An 18146-nucleotide genomic window follows, 5' to 3' on the forward strand; every position below is an offset into this window, starting at 1 on the left:
ACAGCCGAATTCCATCATCCCGCACGCCAGAGCGCCAAGGCTTACAGAGAGGGAAATTATTCTGTAGGGCCTGCGCCGGGAGTGGCGCAGGTCTTGGCAAACGCCTGTAGGTTACTGCTGATAGGTCTTCAGGAAGTTTCCGATACGGCCGATGGCCTGTTCCAGGTCGTCGACCCGTGGCAGGGTCACCACGCGGAAGTGATCCGGCCACGGCCAGTTGAAGGCGGTGCCCTGAACGATCAGCAGTTTTTCCGAGAGCAGCAGGTCGAGCACGAACTTCTCATCGTTGAGGATCGGGCAGACCTTCGGGTCGATCCGCGGGAAGGCGTAAAGCGCGCCCATGGGTTTGACGCAGCTGACACCGGGAATGTCGTTGAGCAGCTCCCAGGTACGGTTGCGCTGTTCAAGCAGGCGCCCGGGTGGCAGGACCAGGTCATTGATGCTCTGGTAGCCGCCCAGGGCGGTCTGGATGGCATGCTGGCTCGGTACGTTGGCGCACAGGCGCATGTTGGCCAGCATGTCGATGCCTTCGATGTAACTCTGGGCATGGTGCTTGGGCCCGGAAATGATCAGCCAGCCGGAGCGGAAACCCGCCACCCGGTAGGACTTGGACAAACCGTTGAAGGTCAGGCAGAGCAGGTCCGGGGCCAGCGATGCGGTGCTGATGTGCACGGCTTCGTCGTAGAGGATCTTGTCGTAGATCTCGTCGGAGAACACCACCAGGTTGTGCTGGCGCGCCAGCTCCAGCATGCCCAGCAGCAATTCGCGCGAGTACACCGCACCGGTCGGGTTGTTCGGGTTGATGATCACCAGCGCTTTGGTGTTGGGGGTGATCTTGGCCTTGATGTCGTCAAGGTCAGGGAACCAGTCGGCCTGCTCGTCGCACAGGTAGTGCACCGGGTTGCCGCCGGCCAGGCTCACTGCGGCGGTCCACAGCGGGTAGTCCGGGGCCGGAATCAGCACTTCGTCGCCGTTGTTGAGCAGTGCCTGCATCGACATCACGATCAGCTCGGAGACGCCGTTGCCCAAATAGATGTCTTCGATGCCGACACCTTCGATCTGCTTCTGCTGGCAGTACTGCATGACCGCTTTACGCGCGCTGAACAGGCCTTTGGAGTCACTGTAGCCCTGGGCGGTCGGCAGGTTGCGGATCACGTCCTGGAGGATTTCGTCCGGCGCCTCGAAACCAAAGGGCGCCGGGTTGCCGATGTTCAGCTTGAGGATGCGATGGCCTTCCTCTTCCAGACGTTTGGCGTGCTTGAGCACCGGGCCGCGAATGTCATAGCAGACATTGGCGAGCTTGTTCGATTTGCTGACCTGCATGATGTGATCCCGATTAGAAAAGATCGCCGCGCACTGCGCTGTGAAATCGTTTGAAAAGCGTGTAACGCGGGTGCCAGACTGATGCCTGATGAGGCGCAATAATATACGTGCCGACCGCGTTGTGGAAAAGACGCAGCGCGGGGTTTTTAGTCTGCCGAGGCCTGCACATGGAAAAGATAGAGAAAACCCTGGAAGAATGGCGCGCCATGCTCGACCCCGAACAGTACAACGTCTGCCGCCTGAAGGGTACCGAGCGGCCGTTCAGCGGCAAGTACAACAGTACCAGGACCGACGGTGTCTATCACTGTATCTGCTGCAATGCGCCGTTGTTCGATTCGAAGGCCAAGTTCGACTCCGGCTGCGGCTGGCCGAGCTTCTACGAGCCGATCGAAGACAGCGCGATGGTCGAGATTCGCGACACCTCCCACGGCATGATCCGCACCGAAGTCACCTGCGCCCACTGCGATGCCCATCTGGGGCATGTGTTCCCTGACGGTCCGCCGCCGACCGGACTACGCTATTGCATCAACTCGGTCTGCCTGGACCTGGTTCCACGCTAACAGAGGAGAAAAGGTCATGGCCGACGCGCTGCTGAACATTCCCTGCGTCACCCTGGGCGGTGAGCAGAAGGTCCTGGGTGATTTCCAGGGCAAGGTGCTGTTGGTGGTCAATACCGCCAGTCAGTGCGGTTTTACCCCGCAATACAAGGGCCTTGAGCAGCTTTGGCAGCGTTACCGCGAGCGCGGCCTGGTGGTGGTGGGCTTTCCGTGCAACCAGTTCGGCAAGCAGGAGCCGGGTGATGCACGGGAAATCGCCCAGTTCTGTGAAACCAACTTCGGCGTCAGCTTTCCGCTGTTTCGCAAGATCGACGTCAATGGCGACGGCGCCCATCCCTTGTTCGTCGAACTGAAAAAGCGCGCCCCCGGCCTGCTCGGTTCGCAAAAGATCAAATGGAATTTCACCAAATTCCTCGTCGACCCGGCCAGCGGCAAGGTCACCCGCTATGCGCCGAGCACCAAGCCCGAAGCGCTGGCCGCTTCGATCGAGAAGCTGCTCAGGTAGTCGTCAGCGGCACCCAGTGATCGATCAGGCCCAATAGTTCCTCGCGACGGAAGGGCTTGGCCAGGTAGTCGTTCATGCCCGCCGCCCGGCAGCGTTCGCGCTCTTCGGGCATGGCGTTGGCGGTCAGGGCGACGATGGGCAGGTTCGGCCAGTGTCCGCTCTGACGGATTCTGCGGCTGGCCTCGTAGCCGTCCATGACCGGCATGTTGCAATCCATCAGTACCAGATCGAAGGGCGTGCGTTCGAGCTGATCCAGCGCTTCTGCGCCATGCGCGGCGATGCTGACGTCGCAACCGAGCTTGGCCAGCATGCCCTTGGCCACCAACTGGTTCACCGGGTTGTCCTCGACCAGCAGGATATGTGCACGGCGCTGGCTGTGAAGGGCGCCCTGATGTGCGTTGGAATTGATGCTGTCGGAACCGTGCAGCGTGCGCCGCAGGGTCTGGTACAGGGCGTTGCGCGCCAGTGGCCGGGCCTGCTGCTGCAAGGGCGCCAGATGCACGGCCTGTTCACCCGGAAGAAAGTTGCCGTAGGCGGTCACCAGCAGGATCGGCGCCTGTATCTGCGGCCGAAGCGCAAACAGGTTGTCCAGGTCGTCGGTAATCAGCAGGTCTGGGTGGGCGTCACGCAGCTCGTCAGGGTGGTCGTAGCGCCGGTAATCCAGGCCCCAGCCAGGTAGCAGGGTGTGCAAGAGCTCAGCCAGGCCGCTGCCGGCATTGCTCAGCGCGGCGACGCTGCCGTGCAGGCGTTCTGCGGGGACGGCCGGGGAGTGACAGGGCAGGGGCAGCTCGGCGCTGAACTGGCTGCCGAAGCCGGCTTGCGAACTGATACTCAGGTGCCCGTGCATGGCCTCGCAGAGATTGTTGGTCAACGCCAGGCCCAGGCCGGTACCGCCGTATTGGCGGGTAATGCCGGCGCCGGCCTGGATGAACGGCTGGAAGATCCGCACCTGGGCCTCATGGGGGATGCCGATGCCGGTGTCGCAGACATCCAGGCGCACGCCACCGCTGTAGGCACGCAGGCGCACATCGACGCGGCCGAAGCGGGTGAACTTGAGGGCGTTGGACAGCAGGTTGCTGACAATCTGGCGTACGCGAGTAGGGTCGCCAAGGACCATGGCGGGAAACTGCGGGTCGATCAGGCAGGTCAGTTCGACACTCGGCGCGGCGTTCTGTGACAGCAGGTTGGCGGTGTCTTCGACCAAGGCGCCAAGGTCGAACGGGATACGTTCCAGCTCCAGTTGACCGGCGTCGAACTTGGACAGGTCGAGGATATCGTTGAGCAACTCCACCAGCACCTTGCCGGAGTCGTGGGCAATCGACAGCTGCTGGCGCTGCTCGGCATTGAGCGGGCTGTCCAGAGACAGGGCGATCATCCCCAGCAAGCCATTGAGTGGGGTACGGATTTCATGGCTCATGTTGGCCAGAAAGGCTGCCCGTGCCTGGGCCATGTCCAGGGCGCGTCTGCGTGCATCTTCCAGCTCCTGGTTGGATTGGCTCAGGCGCGTGTTGCTGGCCTTGAGCTCAAGGGTGCGAGCCGAGACGACGTCTTCGAGTTCGTTGAGGTATTCGGTCAGGCGGTTTTCGGCATTGCGCCGTTGCTGGATTTCGGTGGCCATGCTGACGAACTGCTGGTTGGCGACTTTCACCAGAACGCCGATCTCATCGTGCTCATGACCGGGCGGGAACGACAGCTTCGACTGCTCCGGTTGGCGCGAGTCGCGATTGGCCAGGGCGCTGATCACCCGCACCAGCGGCTTGGTCAGCATGAAATAGAACAGCGCCAGAAGGATGCCGGTAAGGATCAGGCTGCGCATGAAACCGTTGAGCAGGGTGACTTCGGCACGCTTGAGAAAGCGGCTGCCGAAGGCGAAGGTGTCGACCTCCAGGTACAGGGTGCCGAGGTACTCGTCGGGCATGTGGCCGAGAAACAGCGGGTCCTTGAATTGGCGGCTTTCACCGAACAGGAAGTCGCTGATCAAGCGATAACTGCTTTCTTCCCGGGGTCGCTGCACGTCCGCCAGCACCGTATCGTTGTTGTCGATCAACCATGCGCGGGTGATTGCCGGTGATTGCAGCAAGCCGCCGGTGAGCTCTTGCGCCAGTTCCGAGTCGATGTTGTAAGCGATCCGGGCGGCGGGGTTGTGACTGATTTGCAGCAGTGCCTGCATCTCGCGGTTGATGGAGGCGTCTTCACTGGCATAATCGATACCGATCTGGATGAGACTGAGCAATGTACCCAGGATGAAGCCGACCAGGACCGTCAGCCGGGCTTGCTTGTAGGACAGGCGATTGGTGAACTTGATATCCATGAGTCCCGGGCCAGTTTCACATTCCGTGCGCTGCGCAAGCATAGCCGATCAGCCCCGGCTGCTGGCACGCCCTGTCACACATTCAGCAGTGCCGTTGTCCTTGAATCTATCTTGAGGAACCATTGTGGACTCTCGTTTAAATGCTTTTCTGGAGCGTGCCGAAAGCGTGCTCGCCCGCCTTGAACCATTATTGCCCGCACCACGCTCGCAGATCGACTGGAACCATTGCCTGGCCGCGCGCTGGCAGCGTGATGGCCGCAGCGGCTATCTGCTGCCGCTGCAAGTCAGCCTCGACATGCGTCTGTCGGACCTGATCGGGGTTGACCTGCAGCGCGAGCAACTGGGGCGCAACACGCGCCAGTTCCTCGATGGCATGCCCGCCAACCACGCGCTGCTGTGGGGCTCGCGCGGCACTGGCAAGTCTTCACTGGTGCGCGCGCTGCTGGCCGAGTATGCCAAGGCCGGGCTGCGCCTGATTGAAATCGAGCGCGATCACCTCGCCGACCTGCCACGGGTGGTGGAGCAACTGAGCAAATTGCCCCAGCGCTTCGTGCTGTTTTGCGACGACCTCTCGTTCGAAGCCGGGGAGGGTGACTACCGGGTGCTCAAGAGTGTGCTCGATGGCTCGCTGGAGCAGGCGCCGGACAACGTGCTGTTGTACGCCACCTCGAACCGCCGGCACCTGGTGCCGGAAAAGCAGAGCGACAATGAAAACTGGAAAATGGTCGACGGCGAACTGCACCCCAACGAGGCGGTCGAGGACAAGATCGCCTTGTCCGATCGTTTCGGCCTGTGGCTGTCGTTTTATCCCTTCACCCAGGATCACTTCCTCAATGTGGTCGAGCACTGGATCGGCCAGCTGGCCAGCGCCGCCGGGCTGACCTGGCAGCGCGATGAGACGCTGGACATACTCGCCGTGCGCTGGGCCACTGGCCGCGGCAACCGTAACGGCCGTTGTGCCTATCAGTTCGCCCGGTACTGGGTCGGACTGCAACTGTTGGAGCAAAAACATGATTGACCTGAACGCCTCCGGTGTCGGCCTTGAGGGCTACGGCTTGCTGGCTGCACAGCTGGAAGCGCTGTTTGCCGATGAGCGCGACTTCATTGCCAATGCCGCGCAATTCTCGGCGTTTCTTTACAGCCAGGTTGAAGACCTGAACTGGGCGGGTTTTTACCTGAACCGTAATGAAGAACTGGTGTTGGGCCCGTTCCAGGGCCAGGTCGCCTGTGTGCGGATTCCGTTCGGTCGTGGTGTGTGTGGTGCTGCAGCGGCCAGTCGCGAAACCCAGCGGGTTGAAGACGTGCATGCGTTCCCGGGGCATATCGCTTGCGATAGCGCCTCGAACAGCGAGCTGGTGATTCCGCTGGTCAAGGAAGGGCGGCTGATAGGTGTGCTGGATCTGGACAGTCCGAAGCTGGCGCGCTTCAGTGCGGCGGATCAGGAGGGGTTGGAGCGTCTGGCGGCGATCTTTCTGCGCTTGACCGACTGCTGAGGTGACAGTCACTGCTTGATTATTGTGGGAACAACTGTCTGTCACCTGCTCATTTGTGGGAGCCGGCCTTGCCGGCGATGGGGCGCGTAGCGGCCCTGGCCCGGCTGCGCCGGGCATCGCCAGCAAGGCTGGCTCCCACAGGTTTGGGGCAGATCAGTCGTAAATAACTTTCTTCTTCCAGTCTTCTGTCGTATCGGTCTTCAGGCCTTCCGTCAGCTCGTTCACTTCGTCCTCGGCAGGTTCGAGCTGGCTCAGCACCTGGGCATTGGCCCGGGCCAGCAGCTTTTCCATGTACTCAAGCTGCTCGCGGTACACCGCAGGGTCCGGCTGCTTGCGCAGGTACTGGACGCCGCGCTCGAAGGCCAGGCGTGCATGCCCTGGCTGATTCTGCTGCAGCGCCTGCTGGCCGAGGTTGTTGAAAAATTCGATGTGCAGCAAGACCAGGATGTGGCGGATTTCCTTGACCCAGTACTTGGCCTCGTTGGTCGGCAGGAAGCCTTCTTGGGCTGCGCGGGTGATCTGGTTGTGCATGCCTTCAAGCAGAAAACGTACATCCTTGGCCCGGGCTTCGGTCTGGATCGGCGCGGGCGGGTTATTCACCGGCAGCGCTTCGCCCTGGGCAATCAGGCCTTCAAGTTCGGCAATGCGCGCGCGGATTGTGCGGCTGTGCTTGTCCAGGGCCAGCTGGCGCTGGTTGAGGTTGAGTTCGAGGCGGGTCAACAGCAGCTTCAAGGCCGGGGTCATCAATTGACCCGGGAAGGTTTCGGTGATCTCGCCACAACGGCGCAAGCGTTCAGCCAGCTCGATCTTCAGCCGGGCGCGCTCGAGCTTGTTGTTCTCGACCACATTGTTGAGGTAGCCGATCACGATCAATAACGCGATCCCCGCCACGATAAGCAGGGTGATCATAAGTGGTGTCACCGTTAACGCCTCATACAGGATGATTTACCAATTGAGTGTAGTGGCTAAGCTTTTGGCCGGATAGAGCTGTTTGGCGTTTGTCAGGGACTCCCTGATGGCATTTTGCTTTTTAGATTGCCTCGCAAAGCACCGGGAAGTCATTGATTTAAATAAATTTATACAGAGGGGTTGACGACTTTCCAAAGCATCCCTAGAATGCGCGCCACTTGCAGCGTAAAGCACACAGCGAAACGCGGCAGGGAGTGAAGTTGTAGCGTGTCCCCTTCGTCTAGTGGCCTAGGACACCGCCCTTTCACGGCGGTAACAGGGGTTCGAGTCCCCTAGGGGACGCCATTTTTGCGGGAATAGCTCAGTTGGTAGAGCACGACCTTGCCAAGGTCGGGGTCGCGAGTTCGAGTCTCGTTTCCCGCTCCAGATTCAATCGGCGCAAGCCGGTCAAGAAAGAGGCCCAAGGGCCTCTTTTTTTGTGCCTGAAATTCCTCTCCCCCTCCATTGCACGTACTTGCGTAGCCTATTTCCTGGTTCGACGCACCTGTCATTTCTATCAGTTTTCAAGTGGTCCAAATGCGGATTCAATGATCACCAGCGGCTGCTAAGCCTTGCTCATGATTCTGCATCGCGAAGGGATCACTGATGAATCAGTCAGCAACACTGCACCTTGCTTTGCGCACCGGTGATTACTTTCCAGTGCCAATTGTTCCGGCGGTCGTCAAGGATGGATCGGGGAACGACAACCCTGAGGGGGTGGTCGCGCGCACTGCACTCGATCTGCCGCTGGAGGTAGTAGTACCTGCATGGGACTTCTCGGATCGCCCAGGGGTTTCCGATCGGCTGGAGCTTGGGTGGAGCCCGGATGGTGCGTCATTTACCCCGGTTGATCATCAGGAACTTCAGCCGCCAATAGCGCCGGGGGATAAAACCTTGCATGTCCCAGCAGACTTGTTGCTGCAGGGTATTTATTCGCTTTCATACCGTGTTACCCGCCTGGGAAACATCACCGATTCCTTGATCAAGCGCATCACCATCGACCGCTTGCCACCCAACGAGAACCAAAGACCTTCGGCCGCGCAATTTCCAGACGACTTGATGGGGGTTATCACCGATGAGTATCTTTCTGAACGTCACGAGGTAATTGCCAGGGTTCCTAGCTATCTCGGCATGCGGGCATTGGATCGAGCGGTGTTCTATTGGTCCGAATTTGATCCGTTGCCCGATGACACACCTGCGCTGGGAATGCGGGAGTTCACTCAGGAGGACATCGACGCCAGGTATCTGCCGTTGAATATAACGGAGCTGGCTGTGCGTGGCAGTGGCGCGGGCAGGCGGTTTCTCTCCTATCGCTTGTATGACCTGGCCGGGAATGAGAGCCCACTTTCCTACGTATCGCCTATTCAGGTCGATCTGGTTCCTGCGCCAGCCAACTTGCCTCCACCACGGATTCCGCTATCTACGCGTGGGTTCATCGACCGCCAGCATGCGCGTGAGGGGGCTGAAGGCCAAGGTGGCGTGACGGTAGAGATCGACCGCTATGACAACGCGCAGACAACCCACTTCATCAGTCTGGAATGGGCTGGACGCGAGCTCCAGGAGATCTCGGTCGACCCGGACAATTTTCCTTTGGTCGCCTATGTACCGTGGCGGGATCTGGTTGCCAGCGGCCTGGGGCCTGATGTGGCGCAGGTTACCTATCGGATTCGCACTGGCGGCTCGTACTCGCGGCCGTCTCCCCCCGTTGTTGTGCGGTTCGACTTCACCCTCGCCGGTCAGGACCACGCCAATGCTCCGGCACTACTGAACACCACGCTGGCCAATGTTGAAGTGCGTGGGGCTGTTTCAGACCTGCCCAACCAGCTCACTGCTCAGGATGAGGGGCGCGATGCACGGGTGCTGGTGGCATTGTTCGAGGATCCGCAGCCAGGCGAATACCTGGAAGTCTTTTGGGGGGTGGTGCCCGAACCCGCTGCGCGCTATGACGTACAGCCCGGCGACGCAGCAGGCAAACCTCTGGAGTTGTTCGTGCCGTGGCGCATCGTCGAACAGGACAAGAACAATGTCGCGTTACCGGTCTCCTATATCACCAATAACGGGATCAACCAGCAACAGGCGTCGGACACCGCCGTTTCGGTGGTTATTGTTCCGATCAAGGACCTGCTAGCGCCTAAGTTTCCACATGCCGATAGAGAAGGCTATTTAAATTGTTGCGCGACGCCACGTTTATGGGATGGGGTCACCCTGCGTGTGGCCGGCAATTCGAGATTCGCGCAAGGCGATACGGTTGAGGTGGTGTGGCAAGGCTATGAAGGCCTGGGGGCCATATGGCCCATCCCGAGCACGCAACTGGTGATTTCCAAGGTATTGAGTGCGAGCGAAGCGGCTGATGGTTTCGAGGTGGTGGTCCTGCCTTACAGCACGCACATCGAGCCCATGATCGATAACGATTCCGCCGTCGCCAGTTACACCTTGACCAAGACCGATGGTGGTTTCGGTCGGTCACCGCGCGAGCTGGTTTATATCACCCGAACACTGCCCAGCAGCCAGGTCTGTGGGCCCGACAATGATCTGTGTAATCAAACCTGAAGTTGTGTAGTTAGCAAGTCCACGTAATTAAAGCCGGTAACAACACGACGTCACTTGCGATTTCGTGGCGTCTTTCTTCGGCCCGTAAAAGGCCGTTTTACTCCAGCGTAGAGGTTCAAGATATGGGTATCAAAGAGGAAATAACCGCCACGCAGGCCCGTGTGGCCGCTCGTGCATCAAAAATGGGTATATTGGCAAATCTGGCCGATCCGGTATTCAATGCGGCCAATCCTTTACTACCTGATACTGCTGATGATGAACCCAATCAGGTTCACCGGGATCATCAGGGAAAAGACCTGAAACTCGATATTCCAGTGTTTGAACAGGGGGAGGATAGAAGGAGAGGGCGCATTACTTTGTATTGGGACGGTAGTCCTATAGGCGAGGCCTTTTCGTTCACTACGCCCATTCCACCCCAGCAATTCCCTGTTTCTGTGACACTTCCTGCTGTCGCGACACGGGGGGAGGGCAGCTTTAAGCTTCATTACGTAGTCAATATTTCGGGGAACCTCAGTCAGTCACTTCCAATGCCTGTCAACATTGATCGGACGCCCCCTAATCGAAACAGGCCAGGTGTGGAGGTGACATTGCCTGCGGACGTCGAGCGGGACGGGATTACCCGCAAGTACCTCGACGCCAATGGCGGTAAAGTACTGGTGACAGTGGCGGGTGACTATGATGGCGCCCGAATCGGTGACGTTGTCGAGGTGTGGTACGGCATCTCCATTCCGTTGGCAGCCAAGGTCGGTGAGGTCACGCGAGAATTGCTGTCTATCCCTATTACCTTTGAGCTTCTCGAATCGATGCTTGGAGAGGAGGGCGAGAAATCGATCTTTTATATACTGAGGGATCGGAAAGGAAACATTGGAGTACATTCGCAATACAAGCGAGTCAATGTTGAGCTTACTTCCCCGCCCGCCGGGCTGCGTCCGCCTACGGTGCCGCTGGCGGCTGACGGACTGATTGATTATGCAGATGTGCTGGCGGGCGTGAGGGTTCTTATCGACCCCTATACCAACTACTTTTCCAGAGATACGGTGGTCGTCACCTTCGATGGCACTGATCACGCACCGCAGCAGGTGTCAGAGAATGGCGCCAGTGTTCTTTTGCCCTATGCGCTGGTGTTTGGGGGAAATCTTGGTAGAAAAAAATCAACCGTCACGTACCGCATCGTTCGAGGCTCCACCCCCTACCCCGGACCGTCTGGCGTGGAATTTGACGTCGACTTGCGCACGCCAGGCCCGGACCCGATAGACCCTCCTGGGGTGGTGCATCCGGGGATTCATGCGCCGGTGGTCAAAGGGGCCTCATCCCCGGAAAACCAGTTGCGCGCCGCGGACCGGAACCAGCCCGTCAACGCTACAGCGCTCATCTTCAGTGGTCGTCGTATGAAAGGCCAGTATGTTGAGCTTTACTGGAATGGCATAGCGGTGCCAGGTGCCCGTTACGATGTTCTGGGTAGCGAGCGGGATGACTTTCGGATGCCCTTTGTCATTCCCTGGGAGGTTTTCGATGCAGCCGGAAACGGTGATATTCCCTGCCACTGCGTCGTCAGGCATGACCTCAATGATAACGAACTGAGTTCCGCGGCGACAATTGTCAACGTCCAGGGCGTGCCCATTGTCGTCCCGAAACCTGCGTTCCAGAATCTTGACCTGTCATTCCCGCCTGATGAGATTCTCAACTGTCCGGCTTTGCAGGTCAAAGACGGGGCTCTGGTGGCCGAAATCCAGGTGCCAGGCGGTGATGCGCGCCTGGCAAATAATTTGCTGACATTCGTTTATCAAGGCTGGTCAGATGAAGCCGGTACAGTGCCCATTGAAGGTACAAGCGACTCTTTTGAATACACGCCTGACAAGAATCAGGCCGAGAATGGCTTCACGGTCTACCTTCCTTATGAAACGGCCTTGAAAGCAACCCGCCAGGCCTTCGGAAGCATTCATTACAAAGTGAAGGTTGACGGAGTAGACGTTGACTCTCCTCGGCACCTGGTCATTGTGGAGCTGTTTCGTGCTGGTGGCTTCTTCTGTGAAATACCGTCTACGCCGCCGGCCCGTCGGTAGGTGTTAAAGAAAGGGAAGCGCTCTAGCGCTTCCCTTTTTATCAGCTGTGGCTGTTCGTGGATGAGTGTCTCGATCTGAATTGACATGAAGTGGTAGGGTCACTTTCAGGGCGGGTCAGTTAAAAGCTGTAGCGCAACCCCAGGTTTGCTCCATACGGCTGCTCGATATGCTCGCCATTGGCGTACTCCAGGTCGAGATGCACCTGCAGTCCGTTCTTCAGCCCCAAAGCCAGACCGGTTCCGAGCTCACCCCGAGAGCCGGACAGGTCATTGTTGAAGCGGTTGTTGTTGACCTTGACTGCATTGCCCTTGGCGAATTCATGGGCCCATGCACCGCGCAGGTAAGGTTGAAGCTTGCCACCGTTTGACAACTCGAAGGTCCGGCCTGCGGTCATGCCGGCCTTACCGAGCAGCGAATGGGTGCGCTCGCCATCGGCCTCCAGGCCGTTGTCGAGGCTGAAGTCCTTGGCCTGGATGACCACGGCCGACCACTGGGTGAAGGGTTCGATGAAGTAGCCGTCGGACAACGGGATATGGCGCCCGAACTCGGCGGACACACCCGTCCCGACGTTGTCATATTCGCCTTTGCTGTGGCTGCCATCATTGATAGCCACCTTGGCGCGGTTCTGGAAGCGGTTGAGCTTGGCCAGGCCGTCGAAGTAGTAGCCCGATTCAGCATCGAGCCAGGTGGTGTAGGCGCCGATGTAGTAGCTGTCGATGCTACCGGAGGTGCCTTCATTGAGATCCAGATCCGACTTGCTGTAGCCCACCAGGCCGCCGGCCAGCCACTGCCCGTCACCCCAGGGCAGGCGCCCGTCCGCACCGATCGACAAGCCATGCTGGTTCTGCTGGTAACCGGTGCCGCTGGCATCGGCGACGTTGTATTTGTTGCCGTAGCTGCGCATCCACAGGCCCGGCTGCCCGCCGTTGAAGCGCAGTTCGCCCATGCGGCTGCGCAGTGAGGTCGACTCGCCATACCAGATCGTAGCTGCGGTGTTGAACAAGGCCATTACCGTACGAGTGGCTGGGCTGACAGTGCGCGTTTGCGGGTCGAGGTACCAGTCGCTGCCGCCAGTGCCATTGAGCGCCGAAGACAGCTCGTATGACCAGGCACCCACCGCTACGGCCTTGCCATTGTACAGGCTGAAACTGGCATCGCCGGCCGCGGTGCGGACCACGCTCAATTGCTCTGGGGAGGCTGGGTCTACGCCGGAGTCGGTGATCAGCAACTGGTGATTGCCGGTGGCGGTCTGAGTGACATTCAACACATCGTGCTGATTGGTGCTGAAGTCGACATTCATCGCAAACACGCCGGTACCGCTCAGATTGGCGACATTCAGGGTGTAGAAATTGTTACCCGAGCCCATGTCAACCCGCCCGCCGTTCATCACCAGGCTGCCGAGCCGGGTATCTTCGCTCATGCTGTAACTTGACTGGTTGCCGATGCTCAGCTGTTCGACGTTCACCAGTCGGCCGCTGAAGGAGGACTGATTGTCAAGGGATAGCGAGCCTGTACCTCCGGCCTCTACTTCGAAGTCGCCGTTCCACCGTGCCTGATCCAGCGCGAGATTGGCGCTGCTGTCGGCGCTGACCTGCACATCGCCTTTGAGCTCAGTGCGGTTCAGGGATACCGTGGCGGTCGAGGCTTCGTGTACCAGCAGTGCAACGCCGTCCTGGCCGATGAGCGTGGCATTGTTGCGCACATCTATTGTGGCGCTGGCGCCATCTTCGATCAGCAGTGCAGGGCCTGTACGGCTTGTAACCTCGGTATTGTCCAGGGCCAGCTTGGGGGCGCTTAGGTTTTCCGGATCGCTTGCGAGCAGTATGCCACTGGTATCCCCGCTGATCCGGCTGTCGGTGGCGATGAGTTCCCCGCCAAGGATATTGATACCGCTACTGCCCGTGTCGCGACCCGTGACAGAGGTGTTGTTGAGCTGCAGGCTGCTCCCCCCCGTAATCTGTGCGCCGACTTCGCCACCAACGATTCGGCTGTTGGCGACCGTTACCTGCGAGCCTGAGGTGGAGCCGATTTGACGATTCACCGACAAGCCCCAGAAATCGGCGGTGATATCCGCGTCATTCACGGTGGCAGTGCTGTTGCTCACAGTCAGTCCGTCGAATCCGCCACCGGCTATGGTCCCGCCATTGATGACCAGGTGGGAGCCGGAGTTGATGTTCATGCTCTGGGTAGTCGCACCATTGACAGTCAGGGTACTGCCGTTGCGTACGGTGTAACCATCCGGGGGCGTCGAAGCATCGATGACCAGGCTTGCGCCGTTGTCGACAACGGCGGCGTTGACTTGCGGGGTGACGAGTAACAAAGGTAGGAAGAAAGGAGCGACGGACTTTATTGGGAAGGGGGGACTTGTATGGTCATTAATTGACATGGTGGCGATCCTGATGGCTGCAATTGGAGACGGGGTGGTATGGAACTATTGAATCGAATCTCGTCAGAAGGGTCTGTAGGAAAAATCGGCAACTAGCGTGCTCGAAACCCATCCACGAAGTGCTCTCCTTATGCAGGGGTTCGAGCATGCCCTATTAATAAGTGTCGAAGTTTCCCATCGCTTTGCCTACCTGTCAGTTTTGTCAGTAGACAAGAGTTTGCATATATGAATTGCGTTCTAGTGCTACTGAGGTTTTTCGAACACCTGATAAAAATGCTAGTTGGAAACATTGCTTGTCAGGTATTCAATGCTTGTCACTTATCCGCTGAACCAAGAGGGTGGCCAGCATGTCTTCAGAGGAATCGTTACCAGAAGAAGTTTCGACACAAGAAGTGCCGCCGGAAGAGGGCGAACAAGCAGGCGCAGTACAAGGATTGTTTTCCTCATCAGGTATCCTGCAACTGGTTGAGCTGGAGATTCCCGGCAAAACCGGGCCGGTGCCCAGTGGCGAATGGGGTATCAACTTTGCGGCGGCCATCGACAACTACCCTCTTCTGGGCTTGCAGCTGTTCGTTCCGGCCTGGCCGAGAATGGGGCAGGGTGACAGCCTCGCGGCGTTGCTGGGGGGCACTGAGGTCACCCGCAAACCGATTGCTGCCGATGAGGTCGACACGCGCCAGACTCTGTTCATTGCGCCCAATCGATTGCGCAGTGGCCCCAACACCATCAGCTACAGGGTCACCCGGGTGGGGCAGGTGCCCGAGGACTCTGCAGATACCAATGTACTGGTCAAGCTTGAGCGTCCTGGCGGCCAGGATACGGATCCAGGCCCGGGGCATTCCGAACTGACGCAGAGTTTGCCGCAGGACATCATCAACGACGGTGTGGACAAGGCCGCTGCCGCCAAAGGTGTGCCCGTCACCATCAAGCCGTACCCGTTTATGGCCGAGCACGACGAGATCTGGCTGTCCTGGGGGGGCGTGTTCGTCATTCACACCGTGACCCAGGCCGAGGTCGGCAAAGATATTGTCATCATTGTGGACGAGGCGACTATCCTGGAAGCCGGGGACTCGGAGCGGGTCATAAAGCAGAAGAGCAGAACCGGGCAGGACGTCAATAACGGCGGCCTGGCAATCGCTTTCAAAGTCTACGATCTGGTTGCCAACCAGTCCGAGGACTGGAGTCCGGAAACTCGCGTGGTGGTGGATACCGGCGGCTCACGGCTGGCTGCCGGGATCGTCAAGGAAGCGCGAAACAACATTCTGGATCTGAATACGTTGGGCAGTGCGCCAGCGACGCTGCAGATTATTGCCTTGCCTGACAATTTTGCCGAAGGCGATGAAATTATCCCCAGCCTCATGGGCACCAGCGCCGATGGCAAGCCGATTGATTTCAGCTATGCCCCGCGGCCCGTTGACAACGTTCCCAGTGTCATTGAAATACCTGTGCCTAACGCCGATGTCCGGCGCCTGGCCAAGTCCCAGGCGGGCTTTCGCTACCAGTTGAAAAAGGCGGACGGCACGCTGCTGCAAGCCAGGGGACGGTTCGTCAGTATCGTCGGTGAGCCTGCGCAATTGGTCGCGCCAGTGGCCAAGGATGCCGTAGGTGGCGGCCTGGATCCGCAATTGCCGACGACCACCATCGAAGTGGCCTGGGATGAGACCATGGCCGCAGGCTACGCGGTAACGCTTATATGGTGGGGCACAAAGCCCGACCTGTCGCCGTACTTCCCAGACATCGAGACTTACTACATCTCCCGCAATGACGAAGTCCTCAAGCAGCCAATTGTGTTTCACGTCGACGGCGAGCACCTCAGGAACATCGAGGGCGGGACCGTGGTGCTTTCCTATGAGCTGTTTGATGACCAAGGCGTTGGGCGCAAATCGTTTGCCACACCGTCATACAACGTGGGCCAGCGCAGGGACAAAGGTTACGCTCAATGCCTGGTTGAGGATGGAGCCTGGGGATGTGGCCTATCTGGAGTGGACCGACAACCGGGGCAATACCTATAAACCGGAGGGAAGAACCATCAGTGGCAGTATGGTCGGCAAGCCTGTGGTGTTCACCGTGCCTTATGCCGAACTCGAGAAGAACGAGAACAATACGGTCACGGTGATCTGTCGAGTCGAACCGTTTGAAGGCACCGAACTGCGGACACGGGCGCTGTCTTTCGCGGTAACCGAAAGTGCGGCACCGGCTCTGCCTGCTCCGACGGTTGCCGAAGCGAACGCTGAAGGCGTGATCGATCCCAATACGGTAACGGCGGGGGCCACGGTGGTGATTGGCAGCGAGGCTGGATTGCTGCCGGGCGACAAGGTCCGGGTTGTGCTTTCCGGGAAAGCAGGCGACGACCAGACCCACACGGTGATGACGGCTGGCGTGCAGCGTTTCAAGGTGGGTTACGCGGTTATCCTGGCCAACAAAAACAGCAGCATCGAACTGCAGTACCACGTGCAGCGTGGTGGCAGCGGGCCGGCGGAGCCTTCGCCACCCGCTGAGTATGATGTGCGGGTGATCATCGGTGGCGGGCGATTGAGAATTCTCGGCGCCCGATTCAACCGCAGCACCTATCGTTCTTCGGGATCGCCGCGCTATCTGCAGGCCTTTCACGCAGTCAGCGGTCAGCCGCTGGTGGCGGAGTGGAAATACTCCACTGACCCGCAATGGGCGGTTGCCAGCCGTTGGCCGGATGTTCAGCCGCATTTGCCGCTGCAGGTACGCACCAACGATGATCAGGTGACGCTCAACCCGGCCAATATCATCGGCAGTGGCGCCGATACCACACTGACCGGCACCGCAGCGTTTATCGCCCACCGTGATGACGGACGGGTGCGTGGCTGGGGCAATGCCGCCTTCGGTGCCAGCATTGATCCGACGATCCGCACCCTCAATGACATCGTCGAGGTCAGTTGCACCACCAGTGCCTATGCGATACGTCGGGTCGGCGGGATTGTCACGGTCTGGGGCAATGCTGCCAATGGCGGCAACATGGGCGCCGTCTCGCCAAACAGCTTCACCACGGTGGTGGCCAATGGTGTCGCATTTGCCGGCATCAAGACCAGCGGGCAGGTGGTAGCGTGGGGCGTTGCCGCATCCGGTGGTACGGTGCCTGCTCCCATCAGCGCCTACACCGACATCGTCAAGGTCGTGGGGGCGAGTACCGCGTTCGCAGCCTTGCGGGCTACCGGTCATGTGGTGGCTTGGGGCGCTGCGACCCTGGGCGGCAAAGTCCCGGGGCCAATCGCAGCACTGGCTGATATTGATGATATCAAGGGCAACTTCAAGGCCTTTGCCGCCCGGCGCCGCAACGGAACTGTCGTGGCCTGGGGCGATCCCGCATACGGCGGTAATGCCACTCCTGTCGCCGATTACACCGATATCGTTGAAATCTGCAGCGCCAATGCGGGTGCCTTTGTGGTCAAGCGGGCGAGCGGCCATATCGTGGCGTGGGGCAGCCCAACCCATGGTGGAACCCTGCCAGTGGGTATTGCAGGTCTGACCGACATCATCGATGTGGCGTCCAACTGGCATGTGTTCGCTGCGGTACGCGCCAATGGTTCCGTGGTGGCCTGGGGCGGCACGGCAGCGGAAGGAGGCGTGGTCCCGGATGCCATCGCCGACCTGACCAATGTGGTCCAGGTGACAGGTTCTTCCAAAGCGTTCGCCGTATTGTGCCGCGATGGCACGGTAAAAGCCTGGGGCGACAAGACCGTCGGCGGCGACATTACCCCGGTGCTTGCTGATCTGGTCGATGTCCAGGCCGTTTATAGCAATACCCATGGTTTTGTCGCCCTCCGGCGTGATGGCCGGGTGGTGACTTGGGGGCATGCGCTGGGCGGGGGTGACAGCTCGGCGGTCCGTGGTCAGCTGGATGGGTTCGTTACCTACCGTGCTTCTTCGGCGACCCGTGGGCGGGCGCTTTCCGCTCAGCGCACGATCAGCGCGGCAGGCGTTGTCGGTTGACGCGGCGGTCTTCATGGCCCTGTGCATCAAGGGATGCACCGGACACC

At 59.4% G+C, this 18146-nt stretch carries 12 protein-coding genes and 2 tRNA genes; 10 read left to right on the forward strand and 4 right to left on the reverse strand.

Annotation, left to right across the window (positions count from 1 at the left end; all coding sequences use genetic code 11):
* Positions 1 to 111: 111 nt before the first annotated feature.
* On the reverse strand, positions 112 to 1323 hold the full coding sequence (locus tag ACVI9W_RS19620; RefSeq protein ID WP_274293669.1) for a pyridoxal phosphate-dependent aminotransferase: 1212 nt from the start codon (positions 1321 to 1323) through the stop codon (positions 112 to 114).
* A 167-nt stretch (positions 1324 to 1490) separates the two neighbouring features.
* Here ACVI9W_RS19620 and msrB point away from each other — a divergent pair, with 167 nt between their 5' ends.
* Together msrB and ACVI9W_RS19630 are read left to right on the forward strand one after the other, a co-directional pair.
* Positions 1491 to 1883, forward strand: coding sequence for a peptide-methionine (R)-S-oxide reductase MsrB (msrB, locus tag ACVI9W_RS19625; RefSeq protein WP_038608517.1), 393 nt, complete (start codon positions 1491 to 1493; stop codon positions 1881 to 1883).
* Positions 1884 to 1899: 16 nt separating this feature from the next.
* Positions 1900 to 2385, forward strand: coding sequence for a glutathione peroxidase (locus tag ACVI9W_RS19630; RefSeq protein ID WP_461530903.1), 486 nt, complete (start codon positions 1900 to 1902; stop codon positions 2383 to 2385).
* Here ACVI9W_RS19630 and ACVI9W_RS19635 read toward each other — a convergent pair.
* Entirely contained in the window at positions 2378 to 4738 is a 2361-nt protein-coding gene (locus ACVI9W_RS19635) for a response regulator (protein WP_461530904.1), read from the reverse strand. The two genes, ACVI9W_RS19630 and ACVI9W_RS19635, sit on opposite strands and share 8 nt — an antisense overlap.
* Positions 4739 to 4820: 82 nt before the next feature.
* Between ACVI9W_RS19635 and ACVI9W_RS19640 the strand changes: the two genes are divergently transcribed.
* Together ACVI9W_RS19640 and ACVI9W_RS19645 are read left to right on the forward strand one after the other, a co-directional pair.
* The gene (locus ACVI9W_RS19640; protein ID WP_461530905.1) at positions 4821 to 5714 is read left to right on the forward strand and encodes an ATP-binding protein; all 894 of its coding nucleotides are present in this window, start codon (positions 4821 to 4823) and stop codon (positions 5712 to 5714) included.
* Positions 5707 to 6189 carry a GAF domain-containing protein gene (locus tag ACVI9W_RS19645; protein WP_461530906.1) on the forward strand — a complete coding sequence of 161 codons (483 nt, stop codon included), beginning with the start codon at positions 5707 to 5709 and terminating at the stop codon, positions 6187 to 6189. The genes ACVI9W_RS19640 and ACVI9W_RS19645 overlap by 8 nt, the downstream gene beginning before the upstream one ends.
* Before the next feature lie 153 nt (positions 6190 to 6342).
* On the opposite strand, the gene ACVI9W_RS19650 is transcribed toward ACVI9W_RS19645, so the two are convergent.
* Positions 6343 to 7110 (reverse strand): hypothetical protein, encoded by a 768-nt coding sequence (locus tag ACVI9W_RS19650; RefSeq protein WP_461530907.1) that lies wholly within the window; start codon positions 7108 to 7110, stop codon positions 6343 to 6345.
* Between the two features lie 257 nt (positions 7111 to 7367).
* Here ACVI9W_RS19650 and ACVI9W_RS19655 point away from each other — a divergent pair.
* The 4 genes from ACVI9W_RS19655 to ACVI9W_RS19670 all read left to right on the forward strand — a co-directional run bounded on the left by ACVI9W_RS19655 (position 7368) and on the right by ACVI9W_RS19670 (position 11750).
* Positions 7368 to 7443: transfer RNA gene (locus ACVI9W_RS19655), tRNA-Glu, on the forward strand.
* A 5-nt stretch (positions 7444 to 7448) separates the two neighbouring features.
* Positions 7449 to 7524, forward strand: a tRNA-Gly gene (locus ACVI9W_RS19660).
* 219 nt (positions 7525 to 7743) lie between these two features.
* Positions 7744 to 9687, forward strand: a complete 1944-nt coding sequence (locus ACVI9W_RS19665; RefSeq protein ID WP_461530908.1) for a hypothetical protein — start codon at positions 7744 to 7746, stop codon at positions 9685 to 9687.
* Between the two features lie 122 nt (positions 9688 to 9809).
* The gene (locus ACVI9W_RS19670) at positions 9810 to 11750 is read left to right on the forward strand and encodes a hypothetical protein (protein WP_461530909.1); all 1941 of its coding nucleotides are present in this window, start codon (positions 9810 to 9812) and stop codon (positions 11748 to 11750) included.
* A 118-nt stretch (positions 11751 to 11868) separates the two neighbouring features.
* Here ACVI9W_RS19670 and ACVI9W_RS19675 read toward each other — a convergent pair whose 3' ends face one another.
* Entirely contained in the window at positions 11869 to 14070 is a 2202-nt protein-coding gene (locus ACVI9W_RS19675; protein WP_461530910.1) for an autotransporter outer membrane beta-barrel domain-containing protein, read from the reverse strand.
* Between the two features lie 413 nt (positions 14071 to 14483).
* Between ACVI9W_RS19675 and ACVI9W_RS19680 the strand changes: the two genes are divergently transcribed.
* Positions 14484 to 16148: a hypothetical protein gene (locus tag ACVI9W_RS19680; protein WP_461530911.1), complete on the forward strand. Its 1665-nt coding sequence runs from the start codon at positions 14484 to 14486 to the stop codon at positions 16146 to 16148.
* On the forward strand, positions 16105 to 18099 hold the full coding sequence (locus ACVI9W_RS19685) for an RCC1 domain-containing protein (protein WP_461530912.1): 1995 nt from the start codon (positions 16105 to 16107) through the stop codon (positions 18097 to 18099). Before ACVI9W_RS19680 ends, ACVI9W_RS19685 begins: the two co-directional genes overlap by 44 nt.
* Positions 18100 to 18146: the final 47 nt, after the last annotated feature.

The sequence above is a fragment of the Pseudomonas sp. 210_17 TE3656 genome, assembly GCF_054821965.1.